We start from the raw sequence: 24,984 nt of genomic DNA on the forward strand, positions 1-24,984 counted from the left end.
TTAATTATAAGGGAAACAGATGCTTTTTTGTTATAGAAAGAAAAAGGGTGTTCTTACCAATTTCTTAGTAACAACACCAAATATTATAGACCCTAAATCCTTAAGCGATTATGTGAGAGGATTTAGTGCCGTTTTATTAGTAATATATAGAAATAAACGATAAAATAGTTTTAAGTCAATCAAAACAAGAAGTAGAATCAAAAAATAAAATACGAATTGAGCGTGCAATTCAGTTCGAGGGTAGCAAATTAGTAAGTTTAATTTAAAAAAGGGAGGGGCGCGATTTGAATGAGTTTTTTTAAAGATTTACACATCGTTTGGCAAATTCTTATCGTTTTCTTTACATTTAATACTATAATTGCCTTATACACGGTTTTTCATCGTCCACGCTCAATTGCGAGTGTCTTTGCGTGGATGTTTGCGTTGATTTTTATTCCAGGGATTGGTTTCTTACTTTATTTATTTGCTGGTCGCGGCATTGATCGAGAAATTATTAAAAAATACGCCAATCAACAAAACGATCAGATTGCTGAAATTAATGCTCGAATTGAAAGCCAAAATCAGCAACTGAAAGGGAATATCGTTCCGAATGGAGAAGGTCTTTTAAAAAACTTTTTGAAAAATCATGAGGAGACTTTATTAACAAAAGGAAATCAAGTTGAAGTAATTACTGATGGAAAAGAAAAGTTTTCACGTATGTTCAGAGATATCGAACAGGCGAAAGAAACAATCCATGTCGAATATTACGCCATATTTAACGATAAAATTGGTAATGCTTTTTTGAATTTATTAGTCAAAAAGGCGCAGGAAGGGGTACAAGTTCGGGTGATTTTTGACCCGTTTGGTGGCAATGTCCGTTTAAAGTTTTTTAAACCTTTAAGTGACAGTGGCGGACAAGTGTTGCCATTTATTACCGCGCATAAATTTATTCGAAAAACACGTTTGAATTATCATTTGCATCGAAAAATTGTGATAATTGACGGCAAAATTAGTTGGACGGGTGGTTTTAATGTTGGCGATCAATACTTAACATTAACTAAAAAATTTGGCTTTTGGCGAGATACTCATTTTCGTATTGTCGGGATGGCGTCTTATGGCTTTCAAGAAATCTTTTTACGTGATTGGAACGTTTCGGCCTTAGATCCAAGTCAACGCTTGTCGTATGATTTGGATTACTTTAAATTCATTGAACCTTCGCAAGAATCCGCGGTAAGTATTCACGTTGTCGGAGATGGTCCAGAAGATGATGCTCAAACTTTAAAAGGCAGTTTCATTAAAATGCTATTGGGCGCAAAAAAACGTGTCTGGTTTCAAACACCGTATTTAATTCCCGATGACTCAATGATTGAAGCGATTTTAATGGCCGTTCAATCAGGAATCGATGTACGTATAATGATTCCTTGTATGCCCGATCATCCGTTTATTTACCGTGCTACACAGTATTATGCGAATTTTTTACATCAACATGGCGTAAAAATTTATATTTACCATGGTGGTTTTCTACATGCAAAAGTCGTGCTAATGGATGATATGTTGTCCTCATTTGGTACGATGAATCAAGATATCCGTAGTTATGCCTTGAACTTTGAAGTAAATGCGTTTGCCTACAGTGAACCATTAAATCGTCAATTAACGCAAATTTTTGAAGCGGATGTGGAACAATCGATTTTATTAACGGATGCGATGATTGAACAACAACCCCGTAGTTTACGTTTTAAACAAAGTTTTGCTCGTTTAATGTCTCCGATTCTTTAATTTTTCTTTTTTAATTGTTTTTGTAAACCTTGTCGTGCTAAATTGTCGGCACCCTTATTTTGGCTTTCAGGAATCCAACGTAAGTACAAATTTGGAAATAAAATAAGCTTTTCTTGAATGTTTAATAAGTATTTTTGGAAATCTAAGTTTTTTGTGTAGTTCTTTTGAACAGTTTCTGCTAGAATTTTACTATCCGTATAAACAATAATTGCTTCATTGTTTTTTTGTTGGGTAATTAAATCGTCAAGTAAAGCGACAAAAGTGGCAAATTCTGCTTGGTGATTGGTTAAATGAGGGAGGACAATCGACTTTTGGACGTACAGATTTTCTCCTACTAAAATAATGCCGCCAGCGCTAGGTCCAGGATTGCCTTTTGTTGAGGCATCGATATAAGCTTTAATCATATTTTTTCTCCTACAATTGTTTTATTTACTTATTATACTTGAGGAAGGAGTAATTCAAAAGAAACTATGAGAGATAAATTTCATTGGCGCTTAGAATTGGCCTATGCAATTATTTATTGGTCATTTACATACAGTTTTTTATTTTTGGGGCTTATTTTAAGTTTGGAAAAAGCTCATCTCAATTGGCGAAGTCTCGTTGCCTTCGTGGTCTTCTTTTCCTTAATAGTAATTGATCGACGCCGTTTTATTCAATTTACGGACAATCAAATGAAGCTTTCTTATGGGAATTACTGGAAAAAAGTGGCGATTACTTATCAAGCTTGTGAGAAAGTTGAAGTGTTTGTAGATGCTTTATTGATTCATCATCAAACAAAAAAAACACTATTATATTTTAGTGAAAAAGAAAAAGAAAAGATGCTTTTGTACTTAGAAAAAATGTATCCTGGGAAAATCATTTATCATGCGAATAAATATGATCAATCTTAAATGAGGTGAGTGATTGTGGGACAGCAAGCAAAAACTTTTTTAATCAGTTTTAATCGGATTGAAAAATGGATGAAAGAAGAGTTAGGGAATCCGCGGAACATGGGCTTTAGCCAGATGGTACGGCATCTATCTAAACGTGAAGATTTGCCTGTAAAAAAATATGAGGATGATTTATTACAAATCTCACAACTGCGAAATGCCATTGTGCATGAGCAAGTGGGGGAAGACTTTATCATCGCTGAACCCAACCAATGGATTGTTTATCGAATCACTCTAATTGAAAGTGAAATGATGCGCCCCGAGCTTGTACTGCCTCGGTTTAAAAAGCATGTGACAGGTTTTGAACAAACGATGCCGTTATCGGAGTTATTACAAATTGTGGCAACCAAACGCTATTCACAATTTCCTTTGTACGATCATGGTCGCTTTATTGGCTTGATAACATTACGAGGAATTGGTTATTGGTTTACTAAAGAAAGTTTGGCTGGGAATGTTTCTTTGCATAACAAAATTGCCAAAGATTTAATTGTTTCAAATGAAAAACCAGCAAACTATCAATTTGTCTCTGTTAATTGTCCGATTTCAAAAGTGGAGTCAATGTTTAATAATAACGGAATGCTAGAAGCTATCTTAATTACTGAAGACGGACAGGCTTCTGGCACACTACAGGGCATCATTCGCCCGAGAGATATACTGAATGATTAGGAAAAGAGTGAAGTGATGTTAGCAATTTATTTTTTAATTAGTGCTGTTTTTGTAGGAATTGACCAATGGGTAAAGTTTCTAGTCGTCAATCAGATTGATTATCAAGAAACGCGTAACTTTATACCTGGTGTTCTTTCTCTAACTCAGATTCATAATACGGGAGCAGCGTGGAGTATTTTTGAAGGACAAATGTGGTTCTTCTTTATCGTTACAATCGTTGCATGTGTCGTAATAACTTATTTATTAATCAAATATCAACGAGAATTTTGGTTATTTCCACTTGGATTAGCCTTGGTACTTGCCGGCGCTTTAGGCAATTTTATCGACCGGATCCGACTGGGTTATGTCGTTGATATGTTCCAAACGGAGTTCATGACCTTTCCTATTTTTAATGTGGCTGATGTGTCATTGTTTATTGGGGTGGCTTGCATTTTTATTTATACGCTTTTTGAAGAGCGATTGAAAGGGACGAAACATGGAAAATCAAATTAAAGTTAAGATTACAACTGAAACAGGGCGGGTTGATAAAGTTTTATCGGAGCGACTACCTGAATATAGTCGTTCACAAATTCAGCAATGGTTAAAAGAAGGTTGTATTTTTGTTGCTGGAAAACCAATCAAAGCCAAACATAAAGTTATCGCTGGAGAAGAAATTGAAATTCAAATTCCTGAACCAGAAGTACTAGATGTTTTAGCTGAAAATATTCCTTTAGAAATTGTTTATGAAGACAATGACGTAGCAGTAATCAATAAACCACAAGGAATGGTCGTTCATCCTTCGGCAGGACACACTAACGGTACACTGGTTAATGCTTTGTTATACCATTTGAAAAATCTTTCAACGATTAATGATGTGATTCGCCCAGGGATTGTGCATCGGATTGATAAAGACACCTCTGGGTTACTGATGGTAGCTAAAAGCGATTTTGCTCATGAATCATTAGCCAAACAGTTGAAAGATAAAACGGCTTTGCGTAAATATGTTGCTTTGGTTCATGGGGTAATCCCTCATGACAAAGGCACGATCAATGCGCCAATTGGCCGTTCAAAAGTAAATCGAAAAAAGCAAGCCGTTTGCGCAGATGGGAAAACAGCAGTCACGCACTTTACTGTATTAGAGCGCTTTGAAGGATTTAGCCTAGTTGAGTTGCAATTAGAAACAGGCCGAACACATCAAATTCGGGTCCATATGCATTATATTGGTTTTCCACTAGCTGGAGATCCTGTCTATGGCCCCAGAAAAACACTACCTGGCAAAGGTCAATTTTTACATGCCAAAATGCTAGGCTTTACTCATCCACGAACCGAAAAAGAGTTCATCTTTGAAGTACCACTACCAGAACTCTTTGAACAAACTTTAGAAAAATTACGCGAAAACAATTGATTTTATCTAAAAAAAACGGTATAGTGTATTTAATCAAGTACATAGATGTCCTTTAAGTTAGTCCCGTGAGGCTAAGAAGGCAGTGGCGATTCAATCCTTGTTTGCGGATAAGGTACTTTGAATCATTAAGAGCGGATGATTGTACCCTTTTATAGGGTGCGCTTTAAACTTTGACCTTAACACTCCTACCTATCACGGGTAGGAGTTTTTTTATGCAAAAAAATGAAGGAGAGAGGCAAGATGACTACAAAAGAAGTAATTGATGGCGTTACGATGAAGCGCGCGATCACCCGAATTACCTATGAAATTATTGAGCGTTACCAAGGGATTGAAAATGTTGTTTTGATTGGGATTAAAACACGAGGGATTTTCATTGCTCAAAGAATCGCAGAACGTTTAAAACAACTAGAAAACATTGACATTCCGGTTGGTGAACTAGACATCACACTTTACCGTGATGATAAAAAAAATCAAGCAGATGAAGCGGAAGTACATGCTTCAAACATTCCTTTTTCATTAGAAGGAAAAGAAGTCATTCTTGTGGATGATGTTTTGTTTACTGGACGAACAATTCGTGCCGCGCTAGACGCGATTATGGATGTTGGCCGACCAAAACGAATCGGACTAGCCGTTTTAGTTGATCGTGGTCACCGAGAGTTACCCATTCGTGCTGATTTCGTAGGTAAGAATATTCCAACAGCATTAGCTGAAGAAATTATTGTTGAAATGGAAGAATCAGATGCAAAAGATCGGATCATGATTCGAAAAGGAGAGGAAGAATAACGTGACAAAAAAATATAGAAACCCAGAGGCCATTTTGGATATTCATGAAAAGCCAAAACCATTGCCTTGGCTAGGGCTTAGTTTACAACACTTATTTACAATGTTTGGTGCAACGGTTTTAGTTCCACGTTTAGTCGGCTTAGATCCAGGTATCGCTCTTGTAAGTTCAGGACTAGGAACACTCGTCTACTTACTAATTACCAAAGGGAAAATCCCGGCTTACTTAGGAAGTAGCTTTGCCTTTATCGCCGCCATGCAAATGCTAATGAAAACGCAAGGTTATCCAGCAATTGCACAAGGAGCGATGACAACCGGATTAGTTTATCTCATTGTTGCAATGATCGTTAAACGTAGCGGATCAGCTTGGCTAGATAAAGTTTTACCTCCGATTGTTGTTGGGCCGGTTGTAATGGTTATTGGGTTAGGATTAGCAGCAAATGCCGCGAACAGCGCGATGTTTAACACCGCTGGGGAGTATGATTTTCGGTACGTCTTTGTTGCTTTAATAACCTTAGCTTTAACAATTTTCTTCAACATGTGGTTTAAAGGGTTTCTTGGTTTAATCCCAATCTTATTAGGAATTGTCAGTGGGTATTTTGTGGCACTTATTACTGGAATTGTTGATACAAATATCATTACCCAAGCGAGTTGGTTTTCTTTACCTAATTTCGAAATCCCTTTCGTACAATATCAACCAACTTTACAAATTGGGGCAATTGTAACCATGGCACCGATTGCTTTTGTGACAATGACTGAACACATTGGTCACTTAATGGTTTTAAACAAGCTAACGAAAAGAAATTTCTTTGAAGATCCTGGTTTAAGTAAAACGTTAGCGGGTGATGGGGTAGCCCAAATAGTAGCTGGTTTCATTGGTGGTCCTCCGACGACGAGTTATGGTGAAAATATCGGGGTCTTAGCGATTACACGTGTTCATAGTGTGTTTGTCATCGCAGGTGCAGCTATACTAGCTGTTGCGCTTGGATTTGTTGGGAAAATTAGCGCGGTTATCTTAAGTATCCCAAACCCTGTTATTTCTGGAATTAGTTTTGTGTTATTTGGTGTCATCGCTGCTAGTGGGTTAAAAATTTTAATCGAAAATAAAGTTGATTTTGATAAGAAAAAGAATTTAATTATTGCTTCAGTTATTTTAGTTGTAGGAATTGGTGGTTTAGTTCTTGAAGTGGGCACCTTTACGTTATCTGCAATGGCGTTAGCAACAGTATTAGGAATCGCATTAAATCTTATTCTGCCAGAAGTCTCTCGCAGCGAAGAGGACTAAGAGGAGGTCAATCATGATAATTGAATCAGGACGAGTGAGTATAAAACATTTATTAACGGTGGAAGCATTATCTGATCAAGAAGTAATGGGTCTGATTACGCGCGGACAAGAATTTAAACAAGGTGCAAAATGGCAACCTGAAAAAGAACAATATTTTGCGACAAATTTGTTCTTTGAAAATAGCACAAGAACGCATAAGAGCTTTGAAGTGGCGGAACGAAAATTAGGGATTGAAACAATTGAATTTGAAGAATCAAAAAGTTCTGTTCAAAAAGGAGAAACACTCTATGATACGGTCCTAACCATGTCCGCGATTGGGGTCGATGTGGCCGTAATTCGCCACGGTGATGAACATTACTATGATAATTTGATTGAAAGTCGCACCATCCAATGTGGCATTATCAATGGCGGTGATGGTAGTGGACAACACCCTACGCAATGCTTGCTTGATTTAATGACAATTTATGAAGAATTCGGTAAGTTTGAAGATTTAAAAGTTGCCATTGTTGGTGACATTACGCATTCACGTGTAGCTAAATCAAACATGCAAATGTTGAAACGACTTGGCGCAAAAGTTTTCTTCTCAGGTCCACGTGAATGGTATGCAGAAGAATTTGAAGTTTATGGCCATTATTTACCGTTAGATGAACTCGTCGAAAAAGTTGATGTCATGATGATGCTTCGTGTCCAACATGAGCGCCATGATGGTGGAGAGAGTTTTTCAAAAGAAGAGTATCATGAAAAATATGGCTTAACAGAAAGCCGTGCGAAAAAAATGCAACCCCATGCAATTATTATGCATCCAGCACCGGTGAATCGGGATGTTGAATTGGCAGATTCTTTAGTTGAAGGGATGCAATCAAGAATTATTACTCAAATGTCAAATGGCGTGTTTGTTCGGATGGCAATTTTAGAAGCTGTTTTAACCGGAAGAGCTTAGGAGGAGAAGAAAACATGAATACACTGATTAAAAACGGGAAAATTATTTCCCACGATAATGAACTAACTACAGTTGATCTTTGGATTAAAGAAGGGAAAATCCATGCAATTGGAGAAGCTTTTGAAGAAACAACTTTTGATAAAGTGATTGATGCCAAAGGAAACTTAGTCACACCAGGCTTAGTGGATGTTCATGTACACTTTAGAGAACCAGGCTTCACTTATAAAGAAACAATCGCGACAGGAAGTTTAGCAGCTGCTAGAGGAGGCTTTACGACGGTTTGTGCGATGCCAAATTTAAACCCAGTCCCAGATACGGTTGAAAAATTTAACCAAGTGCAAGAAATCATTGATAAAGATGCGGTTGTTAAAGTTTTACAATATGCTCCGATTACGGAAGAATTGCGAAGTGATCGTCTTGTCGATTACGCCGGATTAAAAGCAGCTGGTGCGTTTGCTTTTACAAATGATGGCGTTGGTGTACAAACGGCAGGCACGATGTACTTAGCGATGAAAGAAGCCGCAAAAAATAAGATGGCGATTGTAGCACATACCGAAGATGAATCTTTACTTTTTGGTGGTGTGATGCATGCAGGTACGCGTTCAGAAGAATTAGGGTTGCCAGGGATTATTAGTGCTACTGAATCTTCACAAATTGCTCGCGATCTACTATTAGCTGAAGAGACGGGTGTCCATTACCATGTCTGCCATGTTTCAAGTAAAGAAAGTGTTCGAATTATTCGTGAAGCAAAAAAAGCGGGTGTCCATGTGACGTGTGAGGTTTGTCCACATCACTTAGTTTTACATGATCAAGATATTCCAGAAGATCATGGTTACTGGAAAATGAATCCCCCATTAAGAGGCAGTGAAGACCAACAAGCGCTAATTGAAGGCTTACTAGACGGGACAATCGATTGTATTGCAACCGATCACGCGCCTCACAGTCATGAAGAAAAAAATCAAAGTTTCTTACAATCGCCATTCGGAATTGTTGGTTCTGAATATGCTTTTCAAATGGTTTATACCCATTTTGTAAAAACTGGAATCTTCACTTTAGAACAAGTGATTGATTGGTTGACCGTTAAGCCAGCTGAGATTTTCGGATTAGAAGCAGGGCGCTTAACCATTGGTGCCGCGGCAGACTTAGCAATCTTTGATTTAGAAACAGAGTATACCGTCGATGACGAGCAATTTTTATCAAAAAGTGTGAACACGCCATTTGTTGGCTGGAAATTGTTTGGCGATACAACTGCAACACTTGTTGATGGAAAAATTGCATGGGAAAAAGGGGGAATATAAGATGAAACGTTGGCTAATACTAGAAGATGGAACTTATTTTGAAGGAGAAGGATTTGGTGCGCCAGTCAATGTCTTTGGTGAAATTATCTTCACAACAGGAATGACTGGTTACCAAGAAATGATTACAAACCCAAGCTCAAATGGCACAATTGTGACTTTTACTTATCCAACAATTGGTAACGCGGGTGTAAATCGAGACGACTATGAATCATTAATCCCGACTTGCAAAGGAGTAGTCGTAAAAGAACATGCACGCTTAGCCAGCAACTGGCGCAGTCAAATGACGTTAGATGAATTTCTAACTCGTAAAGGAATACCAGGTATTTCGGGGATTGATACGCGCGCATTGACTCGAAAGATTCGTGAAAAGGGCACAATGAAAGCCAGTATTGTTGATGCAGGTGATGAGTTATCACATGCGATTGATCAACTAAAAGCGGCTGTTTTGCCAACCAACCAAGTTGAACAAGTTTCAACAACGAAACCTTACTCAAATCCTGGTATCGGCCACCATGTTGTCATTTTAGATTTTGGTTTAAAACATAGTACGATGCGTGAACTTGTCAAACGCAACTGCCGTTTAACTGTGTTACCTTATACCGCTAGTGCAGAGGAAATTTTAGAATTAAGTCCAGATGGGGTATTATTAACAAACGGACCTGGAAATCCAGAAAGTATTACTCAAGTGATTCCAGTCATTCAAGCAATTCAAGGAAAACTGCCATTATTTGCAATTGCTTTAGGCCATCAACTTTTTGCTTTAGCAAATGGTGCAAAAATTTATAAAATGCCTTTTGGTCATCATGGTAATCATCCGGTCCGCCATTTACCAACAGGCAAAGTTCACTTTACCTCCCAAGGTCATACTTATAATGTTGAAAAAGAAAGTCTTTCATCTGATGTTTTAGAAGTAACCTATACGGAAATTAATGATGGAACGATCGAAGGTTTAAAACACAAGCAATACCCAGCAATCAGTGTCCAGTTCCAACCAGATGCAGCACCGGGCACACATGATGCACTTTACTTATATGACGAATTTATAGCAATGATGGATGCATGGAAGGGGAACAACTAATGCCAAAACGTACAGATATTAAAAAAATTATGGTAATCGGCTCAGGTCCAATCATTATCGGACAAGCAGCAGAATTTGATTACGCAGGTACACAAGCTTGTTTAGCATTAAGAGAAGAAGGCTATGAAGTTGTTCTTGTAAACTCAAATCCAGCAACGATTATGACCGATAAAGAAATTGCCGATAAAATTTACATCGAACCAATTACCTTTGAATTTGTTTCGCGTATTTTACGAAAAGAACAACCAGATGCCTTGTTGCCAACTTTGGGTGGGCAAACCGGTTTAAATATGGCGATGGAATTATCAAAATCTGGGATTCTTGACGAGTTAAATGTTGAATTACTTGGCACAAAATTAGCAGCGATTGATCAAGCCGAAGACCGTGATTTATTTAAGCAGCTGATGGAAGAGTTGGGTCATCCAATTCCAGAATCTGTTATCGTTACGACGGTTGAAGAAGCCGTTGATTTCGCAAACGAAATTGGTTATCCAATTATTGTTCGTCCGGCCTTTACGATGGGTGGTACTGGCGGTGGGATGTGTGATAACGAAGAAGATTTACGCCATATTGCTGAAAACGGCTTGAAACTATCACCGGTTACGCAATGTTTAATCGAACGGAGCATCGCAGGTTTTAAAGAAATTGAATATGAAGTCATGCGGGATTCGTCAGATAATGCCATCGTTGTTTGTAATATGGAAAATGTGGATCCAGTAGGTATTCATACAGGCGACTCTATCGTCGTTGCACCAAGTCAAACATTAACCGATATTGAGCATCAAATGTTACGTGATGCTTCCTTAGATATTATTCGTGCTTTAAAAATTGAAGGTGGCTGTAACGTTCAAATTGCCTTAGATACTGATAGTTTTAAATACTATTTAATCGAAGTAAACCCGCGCGTCTCCCGTTCTTCAGCGCTAGCGAGTAAAGCAACTGGGTTTCCGATTGCTAAATTAGCAGCTAAAATTGCGGTCGGTCTGACTTTAGATGAAATGATTAATCCCGTAACAGGCACTTCATTTGCAGCCTTTGAACCAACGATTGATTATGTTGTATCAAAAGTTCCTCGCTGGCCATTTGATAAATTCGAAAGTGGCGAACGTTTGCTTGGTACACAGATGAAAGCAACTGGTGAAGTAATGTCAATGGGGCGTAACATAGAAGAATCGTTACTAAAAGCGGTGCGTTCTTTAGAAATCGGAGCTTACCATATTGAATTACCAGAGCTCGCTCAAGTTTCGACGGAATTATTAATCGAAAAAACAGTAAAAGCACAAGATGACCGACTATTTTATTTAGCTGAAGCATTGCGTCGTGGTTTTTCGATCGACGAATTATATGAGTTAACGAAAGTTGATCGCCTTTTCTTGGATAAAATCTTACACATCATTGAAATTGAAAAAGAGTTAGCCAATCAGCCAAAAGAGCAAGCAAGCTTGAAATTAGCCAAACAAAATGGTTTTGCTGATCGAAAAATTGCTGATTTGTGGCAAATGACAGAAGAAGAAGTTCGCGCGTTTCGAAAAGAAGCACAAATCCTTCCTGTTTATAAAATGGTTGACACTTGTGCGGCTCAATTTGAATCAAATACGCCATATTTCTACAGTAGCTATGAGTTTGAAAATGAAAGCATTAAAAGTGATAAACCCTCTGTTTTAGTTTTAGGATCAGGTCCTATTCGTATCGGTCAAGGGGTAGAATTTGACTATGCAACCGTTCATTCTGTTAAAGCGATTCAAGCAGCAGGTTATGAAGCAATCATTATGAATAATAACCCTGAAACAGTTTCGACAGATTTCTCAATATCTGATAAACTATACTTTGAACCATTAACGCTTGAAGATGTTTTAAATGTGATTGATATTGAACAACCAATTGGTGTAATTGTCCAGTTTGGCGGTCAAACAGCGATTAACTTAGCTGAACCGTTAGTAAAAGCAGGCGTGAAAATTTTAGGAACATCCATTGAAGATCTTGATCGAGCAGAAAATAGAAATCTATTCGAAAAAGCTTTGCAAGAATTGGACATTCCACAACCGCCAGGAGATACAGCAACAAATACGGTTGAAGCAGTTGCAATCGCTAATCAAATTGGCTATCCAGTGCTTGTCCGCCCAAGTTATGTTTTAGGTGGTCGTGCAATGGAAATCGTCGAAAATCAAAGTGATTTAGAAGATTACATGAGAAATGCTGTCAAAGCTTCACCTGAGCACCCGGTGTTAGTCGATCGCTATTTAGTCGGAAAAGAATGTGAAGTGGATGCCATTTGTGATGGAGAGACCGTTTTAATTCCAGGAATTATGGAGCACATTGAGCGTGCTGGGGTCCATTCAGGCGATTCAATGGCCGTTTATCCTCCACAAAACCTAACGGCCGATACGATTGCGACCATTGAAGAATATACGAAACGTTTAGCAATCGGTCTAAACTGTGTTGGTATGATGAATATTCAGTTTGTCATTCATGAAGGGAAAGTTTTTGTCATTGAGGTGAATCCACGTGCTAGTCGGACCGTACCATTTTTAAGTAAAGTGACAGATATTCCAATGGCTCAAATTGCAACAAAAGCAATTTTAGGCGATAAGTTAACAGACTTAGGTTATCAAACTGGTTTATACCCGACTTCAGAACTGGTTCATATTAAAGCACCGGTCTTCTCATTTACTAAATTGTTAAAAGTTGATACGTACTTAGGGCCTGAAATGAAATCAACCGGAGAAGTGATGGGGACAGATACAAGCCTTGAAAAAGCACTTTATAAAGCTTTTGAAGCGTCTGGATTGCACATTCCTGAATTTGGATTGGCCTTGTTTACCATTGCAGATGAATCAAAAGAAGAAGCACTCGCTTTAGCGAAACGTTTCTCTGATATTGGTTTTAGTTTAAGTGCGACGTATGGTACGGCTGCATTTTTACAAGCACATGGTCTAAAAGTAAAACCTGTCGCTAAAATATCAGAAAGTAGTAGCGAAACGGTTATTGACTTAATTCGTAATGGTGGTACACAATTAGTAATCAATACAATGGATAAAAATCGACAAAATGCGTCACAAGATGGCTTTATTATTCGTCGTGAAGCCGTTGAACATGGGGTTCCTTTATTTACTTCTCTTGATACAGCCGATGCCATTTTAAAAGTAATGGAATCAAGAGGATTTTCAACAATCGCAATTTAAATTTGAAAGGGGATCATCTTGTGAAAATTGAAATGATGGAAATCACCTCACAACGAGAATTAGCACCAAAGATTTATGAAATGACACTAAAAGGTCAATTAGTTAAAAAAATGCAAACGCCGGGCCAATTTTTACACATACGCGTCCCTCGTGCGGATTTATTGCTACGTCGCCCGATTAGTTTAAATGAAATTAATCAAGAAGCAGGTACTTGCCGAATTATTTACCGCGTTGAAGGAGATGGCACACTCGCCTTTTCCAAAATGCAAGCAGGCGATGTTCTCGATGTGATGGGACCATTAGGCAATGGATTTTCCCTTTCTGGACTACAAGAAGGAGACGAAGCTTATTTAGTTGGTGGGGGAATTGGAATCCCCCCACTTTATGAGCTATCAAGACAATTAGTCGCAATCGGAGTGAAACCGATTCATTTCTTAGGTTATGCATCAAATGAAGTCAAGTATTATGAGGATGAATTTAAAGCGTTAGGTGAAACACATATTGCCACCGATGACGGAAGTTATGGTGTTCATGGGCACGTTGGTCATTTACTTGATGCGATGACATCACCACTACCTGCGGCTGTGTTTTCTTGTGGGAGTAAAGGGCTAATGCAAGCTGTTGAAGATCGTTTTGTTGACACGGTCGCAAATGTCCAATTATCACTTGAATCACGGATGGCTTGCGGTATGGGCGCTTGTTATGCTTGTGTCTGCAAAGTAAAAGATGATCCAACTGGGCTAAAGAGCCTCAAAGTTTGTGATGAAGGACCGGTTTTCCCGGCTGGAAAGGTGGTACTATAATGATTGAGAATCCATTAGCAATTAAACTTCCTGGTTTAGATTTAAAAAATCCAATTATTCCTGCCAGCGGTTGTTTTGGTTTTGGGAAAGAGTACAATCAATACTACAATATTAGTCAATTGGGTTCAGTAATGATTAAAGCAACAACACCAGAAATTCGTTTTGGTAACCCAACGCCACGTGTCGCTGAAACACCAAGTGGCATGCTCAATGCGATTGGGTTACAAAACCCAGGCCTTGAAGTCGTAATGACAGAAATCTTGCCAGAACTTCATCAAATGCATCCCGATTTACCAATTATTGCAAACGTAGCCGGCGCAAGCCAAGACGATTACGTAACGGTTTGCGAGGCGATTAGTAAAGCACCCAATGTGAAGGCCATTGAATTAAATATTTCTTGTCCAAACGTAAAATGTGGGGGCATTACTTTCGGAACTGATCCCAAAGTAGCCCGCGAATTAACGGAAGCTGTTAAAAAAGTTTCAGATGTACCCATTTATGTAAAACTATCACCTAACGTAACTGACATCGTACCCATCGCTCAAGCAATTGAAGCAGGTGGGGCGGACGGTTTCACAATGATCAATACACTTCTAGGGATGCGGATCGATTTAAAAACACGCAAGCCAATCTTAGCCAATCAAACAGGCGGCTTATCTGGTCCAGCGATTAAGCCGGTTGCGATTCGTCTAATTCACCAAGTTGCAGGGATCTCTGACTTACCAATTATTGGTATGGGGGGGGTAATGACGGTTGATGATGTGTTAGAAATGTACATGGCGGGGGCGAGTGCAGTTGGGGTTGGAACGGCCAACTTTACCGATCCTTATATTTGTCCAAAACTAATTGAGGCATTACCGATTCGCATGAAAGAATTAGGTATTGAGTCATTAGAGCAATTGATTAAAGAGGTAAGAGAGGCTAGACGAGGATGATTGAAAGACCAATTATTGCTTTAGATTTTCCATCAAAAGCAGCCATCGAAGAATTTTTGTTGAAATTTCCATCAGAAGAAAAACTTTTTGTAAAAGTAGGCATGGAAATTTTTTATCAAGAAGGGCCTGAAGTTGTCCGTTGGTTAAAAGATTTAGGCCATGATATCTTTTTAGATTTAAAGTTACATGATATTCCGAATACGGTTAGTCGAGCAATGGAACGAATTGCAAACTTAGGCGTAGCGATTACTAACGTTCATGCAGCCGGTGGGGTTGAAATGATGCAAGCTGCAAAAGAAGGCCTTGTTCGAGGGACTAAGACGGGCGCTGCTATTCCGCAATTGATTGCGGTGACACAATTAACGTCTACTTCACAAGAACAAATGCAACAAGATCAATTAATTTTAGCTACTTTGGAAGAAAGTGTCTTACACTACGCTCAATGTGCACAAAAAGCTGGCTTAGCGGGAGTCGTTTGTTCTGCTTTAGAAGTCGATAAAATCCATCAAGCAACGAGTTTAGACTTTATGTGTTTAACACCAGGTATTCGCCCAAGCGGTGCCGCTGTTGGTGATCAAAAACGTGTGGTGACACCGCAACTGGCTCGTGAAATTGGCTCCAATACAATTGTAGTCGGTCGTCCAATTACTCAAGCCGAAAATCCTTATGAAGCTTATTTAGCAATTAAAAATGAATGGAACGGAGTCGTTTAAATGACAACTTTAGAAAATCAAATTGCCAAAGACTTATTAGAAATTAAAGCGGTATTTTTAAGTCCGGAAGACCCATTTACTTGGGCAAGTGGGCTTAAGAGTCCAATTTATTGTGATAACCGTATGACAATGAGCTATCCAAAAGTTCGTCGTGAAATTGCCAAAGGGTTAGCTGAAAAAATTAAAGCTCAATTCCCAGAAGTAGAAGTCATCGCTGGAACTGCAACAGCTGGCATCCCTCATGCTGCTTGGATTGCTGAAATTTTAGACTTACCAATGGTTTACATTCGTAGTAAAGCAAAAGAACACGGAAAAGGCAATCAAATTGAAGGTCGTATTACAGAAGGCCAAAAAATGGTTGTGGTTGAAGATTTAATTTCAACTGGTGGCAGTGTGCTAGAAGCTTGTGCTGCAGCGAAACGTGAAGGTGCAGATGTACTAGGTGTTGCGGCCATCTTTACTTATGAATTACCGAAAGGCTTAGAAAACTTTGACGCAGCTGGGATCCCATTATTAACGTTAACGAATTATACAACGTTATTAGAAAGCGCGTTAGAAGAAAACTATATTAAAGCCGAAGATTTAGAATTATTAGCTGACTGGAAAAAAGATCCTGCGAACTGGTTAAAATAAAACGATAAAAAAGTGTGCCAAAAGCCCGTTTAGAGTAAAACGGCTTCTGGTACACTTTTTCTTTTAGCCAAAAAAGGAAAATATGCCTCTAAAGATTGTTATATTTCATGTCATTAAAATCCATCGTTTTTCGTAAGCGTCGAATAACATAGTATCTATCAAATATAAATCCCTCCGTCTATACTTGAACTATCAAGAAGAAACGGAGGGATTTAATTTGAAGAACAAAAATGAGGTTGTCCCTATTCAATTTGTCGAGAAACCGGCAGTACCTTCCAAACCAGCGAGTGTAAAGTTAGCATTACGCTTGAAGCAACCGAATGGAAAAGAAATCTATATCTACAACGGAATAAACCAATACATTCTTCGAGAAGTTTTAAAGGAGCTGAACTAGCATGCTTTTGGATTATTCGAAAGTAGACAAGCTTTTCATCGTCTGTGGCCGTTCCGATCTCCGCAAAGGAATTGATGGATTAGCCCGAATCATCCAACATGACTACGACATGAACGTTTACGAAAATGCCGTTTTTCTATTCTGTGGAACACGGGCAGACCGCTTCAAGTTATTGTACTGGGATGGGGATGGTTTTTTTCTCGGCTACAAACGAATTGAGAATGGGCGTCTGAAATGGCCAAGAAAAAAAGAAGAGGTACGAGAACTCACACTCCAACAAATCCGCTGGTTATTAGATGGGATTTCGATTGATCAAAAACACTCGATTCAGCCCGGAAAAAAAGGCGTCTTTTAACAGAAGAAAATCGCTAGAAATATTGATTTCATGCGCTTTTCTTCTGTTTTTCCGTCTGTAAACATGATATAATAACAATAGATATCAAATGTTGGGGAGGTGTAAATGTTGGATAAAAAAGAACGGAATGAGCAGCTAAATAACAATTCAACAGAATACACTTCTCTCTTACTTCAGTTGCTTCAACAACAAATTGATGCAGGAGTAAAAAAAGATCAAATGATTGAAAATTTGACAAATGAAATGGCTTTACTACGGGAGCAGGTTGCTTTTCTTACGCACAAAATATATGGTCGCTCAAAAGAAACCATTCCAGAACAGACCAATGGTCAAATGTCTCTGGACTTATTTGACGTACCTGAAACGACTTCTTCCGACGAGGAAGATGAAGAAATCACTGTTCCAACTCATAAGCGAAAAAAGAAAGGGACAAAAGCCGGTAAGATGGCTGCTTTCCCTCAAAAAGAAGTACACCATGAATGTAATGAAAAAGAACGACAATGTCCAAATTGTGGGGATCAAATGAACGAGCTCGGCACACAAAAAGTTCGTGACGAAATTGCTTTTCATCAAGCGAAATTGGAAACACTCCAACATATTCAACATAGTTACTGTTGTAAGACTTGTGAGCGTTCTGGAGAAACGGTCATCAAAAAAGCCACGGTACCCAAGCCGTTGATTTCAAACAGTTTAGGATCTGCAAGTGTTGTCACAGAAACGATTCGTCAAAAATTTGAAATGAATGTACCAGCATATCGACAAATCAAGTATTGGCATCAAATTGGGTTAGACATTACCAGAGAGAATATCAGTAACTGGCATAATACAGTTGGACACGAGTATTTGTCTTTACTTGTGGAACGTTTCCGAATGCAATTATCGAAAGGTGATATCGCCTTTTCCGATGAGACACACTACCGCGTCCTGAATAGCGCGCGTGAAAAAACCTATTACTGGGTCTTTAGTAACTTGACTACAAGCACAACACCACTAGTTGTTTATCACCATAGCGAATCTAGAGAAGGTAAGGTAGCGCAAGAATTTTTAAAAGATTTCAGTGGCTATAACCATTGTGATGGCTATTCGGTGTATAACTCATTGGATGGGATCGTACCTGTTCGTTGCTTGGCTCATGCGAGACGGAAGTTCTATGAATCCATTCCCACAAAGAATAAAGAAGAGCACGTAGCGACCAAAGTAATCAAGCAAATGAAAAAAATCTTTCATTTAGAAAGCACTTGGAAAGAGCTTCCGCCGCATGAGCGGTTGGAGAAACGGAATCAAGAGCTACGCCCACTTTTTGATCAATTGTATCAGTTGATTGCGGGAATTTCAGCAGTACCGAAATCAAAATTAGACAGCGCTGTTACTTATGCAAGTAAGTATCGAGGAGATATCGAGCGGATTTTTGAAGATGGTCGACTCGAACTGACGAATAATCAGAGCGAGCGATACGTGAAGCGAGTGGTAATGACGCGGAAAAACTGCTTATTTTCCACTAGCTTAAAAGGAGCACAAGCTTCCGGTCATATACTAAGTGTCATAGAAACAGCGAAGTTAAATGGTTTGGATACCTGCAAATATCTTAACTATCTATTTACTGAACTACCAAATCTCCCGGTTTTGACAGCAGAATCGTTAGATGCTTATTTGCCATGGGCAGATCAAGTTCAAAAAATATGTAAGAAATAATCAGAATCCCTTAACCTAACTGTAGTATATCAGTTTGGTTAAGGGATTTTTAGGTACTATGTTATTCGACGTTTACCGTTTTTCTTAGCTTGTAAAGAATCAAAACTGATGAGCGTGCGATAGGAAAAAGCAACAATTAATTCTTGCGTTCTTTAAATTTTTGAATTCGCTCTTCTTCTGGTGTGACAAAATAGGTTGTTTGGTTCTCATAAATTACGTACCCCGGTTTTGATCCGTTGGGTTTTCGAATGTGTTTCACTTGGACCAAATCGACAGGAACCTGAGCAGAGTGGCGATATTTCGAATAATAGGCCGCGATTTCTGCCGCCTCTAAAATCGTTTCTTCACTAGGATTCGCACTTTTTATGATTACGTGTGAACCCGGGATATCTTTGGTATGGAGCCAGTAATCGGTTTTTCTTGCCGTTTTCAATGTTAATTGATCATTTTGAAGATTATTACGTCCGACTAAAATTTCTGTGTGATCGCTAGCATAAAAAACTTCAGGTTGTGATTTTTTAGTGTTTTTTCGTTGTTTCGTTGTCGGGCGTTTCAGATAGCCCTCGGTCATCAATTCTTCTTTGATTAAATCTAAATCCATTGGGGTTGCAATTTCAACTTGTGCGAGTACACTATGTAAATAATTAATTTCAGCGGTTGTTTCCGCAATCTGTTGATCAAGTAATTTACGTGCATTACGTAATTTTTGATAACGTTGAAAATATTTTTGAGCATTTTGATTTGGCGTGAGGGCTGGGTTTAATGCAATCACAATTGGCTGATTTTCTTCATAGTAGTTCTCAAGTGTTACCGTACTTTCACCACGAGGAACTTGATGTAAATAAGTCGTAAGTAATTCACCCTTTTGCCGCAATATTTCAGCTTGCTTGGCTTCAAGTAAGGTTTTTTGTCGTTTTTCAAGTTTGGCTTCATTTCGTTTTATTTCGTTATAAAGGCGTTTAATGAGTTCATTACCTTGTTGTTTGACACGATCTCGCTCAGCTTTATCTTGATAATACCCATCTAAAAGTGAGCTTAAAGTTGGGTATTCAACGACTTTTGTTTCTTGATTTAAAATAGATTCAAATAAAAAAGGGGTAAAAAATTCTTTGTTTTCAGTAATCATCATTACTGGGTTTGGCTGCTTCATTTTTTCAAAAAACTGTTGCCAAACTTTTAATTTGTTATTTGGTTGTTTTTGTAACTGTTTTTCAAGCTCTTTAGCCGTATCGCTCCCAAAACCTTGAAAGATTTGTTGTAAGTTTTTGGCTTTTAGTTCATTCAGTTGTGAAAGTTGCTGAAAAATCTCTTCTTGTGTTGCGGTAAAGGGATTTAAACGATTTTGTTTTGGTGGTGCGGCATAAGTTGAACCTGGTAGAATTGAGCGATAAGTATTTTGTGAAGGTCCAATGTGTTTAATTGCTTCGAGAATTTTATTATTGGCTTGATTTAACAATAAAATCGTACTATGTCGGCCCATCAATTCAACTACCAATACAAGAGATTCTAAATCGCCCAGCTCATCGCGATGACTAAAAGTAAAGTGAATGATTCGATCATTTTCGACTTGTTCAATTGTTTGTAAAATTGCTCCATCTAGATGTTTACGTAATAACATGACAAAATTAGGTGGTGTATCAGGGTTTTGATAAACCATATTGGTTAACTGAATCCTAGCATAGCTTGAATGCGCACTTAGGAGTAATTTTTGGTTTTTGCCATTGGAACGAATGACTAATACTAATTCATTTGGATAAGGTTGGTGAATTTTACTGATTTTTCCACCGATTAACTGTTCTGAGAGTTCATAAACCATTAAGTGAGTGAAGATTCCATCAAATGACATCTATGCATTCCTCGTTTCTTCTTTGTTTTTGATGAGACTTTCTTGTGCGAGTTGTTCTCTTTGTGTATCTTCAATTTCTTTGTGTAAAAAATAAGAGAGGATGGTTCGGATAATCACAATAAAGCCTAAGATAACTAAATCTTGTAAAGAGGGATTCACAATAGAATCGATAATATCAGCTGCAATTAAGATTTCTAAACTTAATAAAATATAACTACCAAGAAAACTACGAATCGACGTAATTTCTTTAACCGCATTTTTCCGGCTCGGTCGTTTGCGTTCAGAAAGAAAAAAATCTTTTATAGCTACAACAATTCCCCACAGCAAGACAAAGACACAAAGTAAATCTAAAATAATAACTAGTATTTCAAAATAAGGGGCTAATAAATTAATCAGCGTATGCTTCAAAAAGAACACTTCCTTTGTCTATTTTTGTCCTTTCTTTAGTATAGCAAAAATCAAAGACGCTGCCTACTTGTGAAGCGATAACTGAGCGCTTAAACTTGACGGAATTAACAGGAAATTGGTACTATGAAAATAAATCAAGTTCATTAAGGGAGGATAAAAATGGATAAAGTAAATCCCCAAAATAGGCATTTTAGTTTTTGGTTGTCCCAGTTTTGGTTGAATATTGGTACACGGCTAAAGAAAAATCCTAAAAAAAGTGTTTTTTATAGTTTATTTTCCCTTTTTTTGCTTTTGTCTTTTTTTTATTCACTGCTTTACTTTCGTACAACGATTCGGCAATCACAACTGGAAGTATTAATTTTTCAACCAAATGAAAGCAACGTACTTGAACCGATTTCTTATAATCAACTGGATTCTACGGTAAAATCAGCCAAAGCAATTTCTGTGTTATTAGCCAATCCAGCAACTGAAAACTATCAAAAAATGTTAGCTATTTTAAATGATCAAGAAAAAGAAGTGAATCGAAAAATCTATTTTTATCCACTCGTTTATTCTGATTCGACTTTGCTTGAGCAGTATCAACTTTCTTTAGAGGAAGTAACGTTCGTTTTTTTTGAAGGAGGAATTGAAAAAAATCGGTTAGTTTTTGATTCTTTAGAACAAGCAGAAACGACGCTTATCCCCGAACTTAACCGATTACCAATGTGGAACCTTAAAAACGACGCCAAAGAAAATGAAAGTTCTGATTGACATCAAGCATGAACTAAGGTAAGCTAACATCAATTAAACGAAGGAGGAGTAAACATGAACCAATTACGATTTACGGCAGCTATTCAAAAATCATGGCAATCTTGGCGTAGATAAGTTGTATTCGTGGGTACTTTTTCCATAGATACAACTTTTTAGAGTACTTTTCTAAACAGTGTATCTATGTCGGATTTTATTAAAATTTCTCCCGCATAGACAAATCTATGCGGTTTTTTTGTTGTTAGCAACGGCCGTGCGACTAGATACGACTGTTGCTATTTCTTTATAAAAAATCAAAAAAAGGGGCGTAAAAAATGAAAAATATTGGACTTCGTTTTACTGTTATTGGGATTGCATGTATTTTATTATTCGGATTTATTACAGGGAACAAGGAAAGTAAACAGACCTTACTTTCTAAAGAACAAGTCACATACAAAGTGGGGATTTTACAATTTGTCAGCCATCCGGCACTGGATGAAATTAAAGATGGGGTACTTGTTGGATTAGAAAATGAGGGCTTAGTTGAGAATCAAAATTTAGAAGTGTTCTTTCAAAATGGACAAGCCGATCAAAGTAAGTTGGCTACGATGAGTCAGCAGTTAGTCAATCAAAATTCACAAGCTCTAATTGGCATTGCGACCCCCGCTGCTCAAGCACTTGCTAATGAAACAAAAGATATTCCAGTTATCTTAGGAGCGGTAACGGATCCTGTTGGTGCAGGTCTTGTCAAAGATATGGGGGAGCCTGGCGGTAACATTACCGGTGTTTCTGATAAAGCACCTGTTTTTGAACAAATCCAATTAGCGACAGAGTTACTGCCTGAAGCCAAAAGCATGGGTGTTTTATACTCCTCGGCTGAAGACAATTCAAAGTATCAAGTTGCAGAAGCAAAAGAAGCAGCGCAACGCTTAGGTTTAGAAGTTAAGGAGTATGCCGTTCCTTCAACAAATAACATTAGTCAAATTGTCCAGGTAATGGGGCAAGCCGTTGATTTTATTTACATTCCCTTAGACAATACGATTGCCAACGCGATGCCTTCCGTGGTAAATGAAGCAAATAAATTAAATTTACCAATTATTCCTGCCGTTGATACGATGGTTACGGAAGGTGGATTAGCAACGATTAGTATCAATCAATTTGATATTGGGGTAAAAATTGGCGAGATGACCGCAAGAATTGTAAAAGGTGAAACAAAACCCCAAAATACGCCCATTTATACTTTTAAAGAAGGCGACTTTATTATCAATTCAACACAAGCTGAAAAATTAGGAATTCAAATTCCTGAAGCAATCAAAGAAAAAGCGAAAAATGTAGGAGGCGAAGAAAAATGATTTATTCATCGATTGGACAAGGGTTATTGTGGAGTGTACTTGGTTTAGGTTTATTTATGACTTATCGAATTTTAAATTTCCCTGATATGACCGCTGAAGGGTCTTTTCCTTTAGGTGGTGCGGTTTGCGTTTCAGCAATTGTTGCAGGAATCCATCCTGTTCTCGCCACTTTTTTAGCGATTGGTGCCGGAATGCTTGCTGGACTTGTAACTGGATTGCTCTATACAAAAGGGAAAATACCAGTAATTTTAGCAGGGATTTTGGTGATGTCTTCTTTAAATGCGGTGATGCTCTATATTATGAAAACACCTAATTTATCTTTGTTGCATCAATCGAATCTACTCGGCTATTTTAGTCAAAGTTTTGTGCCAAAATATTTTGATACAATCTTACTTGGCTTGTTGGCGACAGGAATTATTATTCTTTTCTTGTATTTCTTTTTCCATACCGATTACGGTCAAGCATATATCGCAACCGGTGACAATGAAAACATGGCGCGGTCATTAGGAATTGCTACTGATAAAATGAAAGTCGTTGGTCTAATCCTTTCAAACGGTGTCATTGCTTTAAGCGGGGCTTTAATTGCACAAAGTGACGGTTATGCCGATGTGAACAAAGGAGTGGGTGTGATTGTCATTGGTTTAGCTTCAATTATTATTGGCGAAGTAATCTATGGTGAATTAACTTTCTTTGAGCGACTTTTAGCAATTGTTGTGGGTAGCGTTATTTACCAATTGTTAATTTTATTAGTTATTCGCTTAGGATTTGATACAACATACTTGAAACTTTTCTCAGCAGTGGTTTTAGCAATTTGTTTATTAATTCCACAATTAAAAGAAAAATTACAATTAAAAACTGGTTTAGAAAAGGGGGTCTAGGGCATGGCTATCTTTGAAATAAAAAAAGCAACGAAATCGATTCAAAATGGACCAAAAGAGCAAAAAATATTGTTAAATCAATTAGACTTAACCATTAATCAGGGCGATTTTATTACTGTTTTAGGTGGAAATGGGGCTGGAAAAAGTACCCTTTTTAATACCATTTCAGGTACTTTACCTTTAACAAGTGGGCAGATGTTTTTAGAAGGAAAAGAGGTGACGCAACTTGCCGAGGAAAAACGCGCTCGTTTTATTGCACGCGTTTTTCAAGATCCTAAGATGGGGACAGCGCCAAGGATGACGGTGGCAGAAAACTTACTCTTAGCGCAACAAAGAGGTGAAAAACGGCAACTTATTTTTCGTCAGTTAAAACAACAAAAAGATTATTTTTATACCCTTTGCCAAAGTATCGGTAATGGTTTAGAAAATCATTTAGATACGCCAACTGGGCATCTTTCAGGCGGCCAACGCCAAGCTCTGAGCCTCTTGATGGCAACGATTAAATCGCCTCAACTACTATTACTTGATGAACACACGGCTGCTTTAGATCCAAAAACAGCCAAACAATTAATGGAAATAACGAATCAACGAATTAACGAACAAAATTTAACTTGCTTAATGATTACCCATCGAATGGAAGATGCTTTAAAATATGGAAATCGTTTAATTTTACTTCAAAAAGGTGAAATTATTAAAGATTTAAGTCAATCAGAAAAAGAAAAACTAACCCTTTCTGACCTCTTGCATTTTTTTGAAGAAACAATATTTTAAAAAATAATGAGAAAACAGTTGACATTCTCTAACCAAAAACATATACTAAATTCAATCTTAAATCAGTTTGGAGCGATTCACATGAGAAAATCACATCAATCACAACTGAATAATTACTACTTTAGCTATTTTAGATAGGCCTGTATTCATGAAACATGGATACAGACGCCCCGTTTGTATC

Annotated in this window: 24 protein-coding genes; 21 read left to right on the forward strand and 3 right to left on the reverse strand. The window is 37.9% G+C overall.

From position 1 onward, the window contains the following. Window positions 1-288: 288 nt before the first annotated feature. Complete coding sequence (gene cls, locus JOD14_RS08100; protein WP_204654328.1) at window positions 289-1,755, forward strand: cardiolipin synthase; 1,467 nt, start codon at window positions 289-291, stop codon at window positions 1,753-1,755. Here the strand turns inward: cls and JOD14_RS08105 are convergent. Continuing rightward, window positions 1,752-2,159 carry a ribonuclease HI family protein gene (locus JOD14_RS08105; protein WP_204654329.1) on the reverse strand — a complete coding sequence of 136 codons (408 nt, stop codon included), beginning with the start codon at window positions 2,157-2,159 and terminating at the stop codon, window positions 1,752-1,754. The two genes, cls and JOD14_RS08105, sit on opposite strands and share 4 nt — an antisense overlap. 66 nt (window positions 2,160-2,225) lie before the next feature. On the opposite strand from JOD14_RS08105, the gene JOD14_RS08110 reads away from it, so the two are divergent. The 16 genes from JOD14_RS08110 to tnpC all read left to right on the forward strand — a co-directional run bounded on the left by JOD14_RS08110 (window position 2,226) and on the right by tnpC (window position 18,822). Further along, window positions 2,226-2,645, forward strand: coding sequence for an EbsA family protein (locus JOD14_RS08110; RefSeq protein WP_204654330.1), 420 nt, complete (start codon window positions 2,226-2,228; stop codon window positions 2,643-2,645). Between the two features lie 69 nt (window positions 2,646-2,714). Further along, window positions 2,715-3,350, forward strand: a complete 636-nt coding sequence (locus tag JOD14_RS08115) for a CBS domain-containing protein (protein WP_204654377.1) — start codon at window positions 2,715-2,717, stop codon at window positions 3,348-3,350. A 15-nt stretch (window positions 3,351-3,365) separates the two neighbouring features. Further along, on the forward strand, window positions 3,366-3,842 hold the full coding sequence (gene lspA, locus JOD14_RS08120) for a signal peptidase II (RefSeq protein WP_204654331.1): 477 nt from the start codon (window positions 3,366-3,368) through the stop codon (window positions 3,840-3,842). Further along, the gene (locus JOD14_RS08125; protein ID WP_204654332.1) at window positions 3,826-4,734 is read left to right on the forward strand and encodes an RluA family pseudouridine synthase; all 909 of its coding nucleotides are present in this window, start codon (window positions 3,826-3,828) and stop codon (window positions 4,732-4,734) included. Before lspA ends, JOD14_RS08125 begins: the two co-directional genes overlap by 17 nt. 240 nt (window positions 4,735-4,974) lie before the next feature. Then, window positions 4,975-5,517, forward strand: coding sequence for a bifunctional pyr operon transcriptional regulator/uracil phosphoribosyltransferase PyrR (pyrR, locus tag JOD14_RS08130; protein ID WP_204654333.1), 543 nt, complete (start codon window positions 4,975-4,977; stop codon window positions 5,515-5,517). 1 nt (window position 5,518) lies between these two features. Further along, complete coding sequence (locus JOD14_RS08135) at window positions 5,519-6,799, forward strand: solute carrier family 23 protein (RefSeq protein WP_204654334.1); 1,281 nt, start codon at window positions 5,519-5,521, stop codon at window positions 6,797-6,799. A 13-nt stretch (window positions 6,800-6,812) separates the two neighbouring features. Beyond that, window positions 6,813-7,739, forward strand: coding sequence for an aspartate carbamoyltransferase catalytic subunit (locus tag JOD14_RS08140; protein WP_204654335.1), 927 nt, complete (start codon window positions 6,813-6,815; stop codon window positions 7,737-7,739). A gap of 14 nt (window positions 7,740-7,753) precedes the next feature. Next, complete coding sequence (locus JOD14_RS08145; RefSeq protein WP_204654336.1) at window positions 7,754-9,037, forward strand: dihydroorotase; 1,284 nt, start codon at window positions 7,754-7,756, stop codon at window positions 9,035-9,037. A 1-nt stretch (window position 9,038) separates the two neighbouring features. Then, the gene (locus JOD14_RS08150; RefSeq protein ID WP_204654337.1) at window positions 9,039-10,115 is read left to right on the forward strand and encodes a carbamoyl phosphate synthase small subunit; all 1,077 of its coding nucleotides are present in this window, start codon (window positions 9,039-9,041) and stop codon (window positions 10,113-10,115) included. Continuing rightward, window positions 10,115-13,297, forward strand: a complete 3,183-nt coding sequence (gene carB / locus JOD14_RS08155) for a carbamoyl-phosphate synthase large subunit (RefSeq protein WP_204654338.1) — start codon at window positions 10,115-10,117, stop codon at window positions 13,295-13,297. Before JOD14_RS08150 ends, carB begins: the two co-directional genes overlap by 1 nt. 2 nt (window positions 13,298-13,299) lie before the next feature. Then, window positions 13,300-14,100, forward strand: coding sequence for a dihydroorotate dehydrogenase electron transfer subunit (locus JOD14_RS08160; protein ID WP_275581290.1), 801 nt, complete (start codon window positions 13,300-13,302; stop codon window positions 14,098-14,100). Next, window positions 14,100-15,035, forward strand: coding sequence for a dihydroorotate dehydrogenase (locus JOD14_RS08165; protein ID WP_204654340.1), 936 nt, complete (start codon window positions 14,100-14,102; stop codon window positions 15,033-15,035). The genes JOD14_RS08160 and JOD14_RS08165 overlap by 1 nt, the downstream gene beginning before the upstream one ends. Further along, complete coding sequence (gene pyrF, locus JOD14_RS08170) at window positions 15,032-15,748, forward strand: orotidine-5'-phosphate decarboxylase (protein ID WP_204654341.1); 717 nt, start codon at window positions 15,032-15,034, stop codon at window positions 15,746-15,748. Before JOD14_RS08165 ends, pyrF begins: the two co-directional genes overlap by 4 nt. Next, window positions 15,749-16,381, forward strand: coding sequence for an orotate phosphoribosyltransferase (gene pyrE, locus JOD14_RS08175; protein WP_204654342.1), 633 nt, complete (start codon window positions 15,749-15,751; stop codon window positions 16,379-16,381). It abuts the gene before it with no gap. Window positions 16,382-16,776: 395 nt separating this feature from the next. Beyond that, window positions 16,777-17,130: an IS66 family insertion sequence element accessory protein TnpB gene (tnpB, locus tag JOD14_RS08180; RefSeq protein ID WP_204654343.1), complete on the forward strand. Its 354-nt coding sequence runs from the start codon at window positions 16,777-16,779 to the stop codon at window positions 17,128-17,130. A 105-nt stretch (window positions 17,131-17,235) separates the two neighbouring features. After that, on the forward strand, window positions 17,236-18,822 hold the full coding sequence (tnpC, locus tag JOD14_RS08185) for an IS66 family transposase (RefSeq protein ID WP_239576145.1): 1,587 nt from the start codon (window positions 17,236-17,238) through the stop codon (window positions 18,820-18,822). Between the two features lie 136 nt (window positions 18,823-18,958). Here tnpC and JOD14_RS08190 read toward each other — a convergent pair whose 3' ends face one another. Continuing rightward, a complete protein-coding gene (locus tag JOD14_RS08190) occupies window positions 18,959-20,668 on the reverse strand; it encodes an NFACT RNA binding domain-containing protein (RefSeq protein WP_204654344.1) in 1,710 nt (569 codons plus the stop codon). After that, complete coding sequence (locus JOD14_RS08195; RefSeq protein WP_239576146.1) at window positions 20,669-21,076, reverse strand: DUF1622 domain-containing protein; 408 nt, start codon at window positions 21,074-21,076, stop codon at window positions 20,669-20,671. Between the two features lie 159 nt (window positions 21,077-21,235). Between JOD14_RS08195 and JOD14_RS08200 the strand changes: the two genes are divergently transcribed. From JOD14_RS08200 to JOD14_RS08215, 4 genes are all read left to right on the forward strand, one after another. Continuing rightward, window positions 21,236-21,826, forward strand: coding sequence for a hypothetical protein (locus tag JOD14_RS08200; RefSeq protein WP_204654345.1), 591 nt, complete (start codon window positions 21,236-21,238; stop codon window positions 21,824-21,826). A 311-nt stretch (window positions 21,827-22,137) separates the two neighbouring features. Then, window positions 22,138-23,154 carry a tryptophan ABC transporter substrate-binding protein gene (trpX, locus tag JOD14_RS08205; protein ID WP_204654346.1) on the forward strand — a complete coding sequence of 339 codons (1,017 nt, stop codon included), beginning with the start codon at window positions 22,138-22,140 and terminating at the stop codon, window positions 23,152-23,154. Further along, a complete protein-coding gene (locus JOD14_RS08210) occupies window positions 23,151-24,032 on the forward strand; it encodes an ABC transporter permease (RefSeq protein ID WP_204654347.1) in 882 nt (293 codons plus the stop codon). The genes trpX and JOD14_RS08210 overlap by 4 nt, the downstream gene beginning before the upstream one ends. 3 nt (window positions 24,033-24,035) lie before the next feature. Beyond that, the gene (locus JOD14_RS08215; RefSeq protein WP_204654348.1) at window positions 24,036-24,803 is read left to right on the forward strand and encodes an ABC transporter ATP-binding protein; all 768 of its coding nucleotides are present in this window, start codon (window positions 24,036-24,038) and stop codon (window positions 24,801-24,803) included. The last annotated feature ends 181 nt before the right edge of the window (window positions 24,804-24,984 follow it).

Source organism: Enterococcus lemanii, assembly GCF_016909125.1.
Taxonomy (GTDB): domain Bacteria; phylum Bacillota; class Bacilli; order Lactobacillales; family Enterococcaceae; genus Enterococcus_I; species Enterococcus_I lemanii.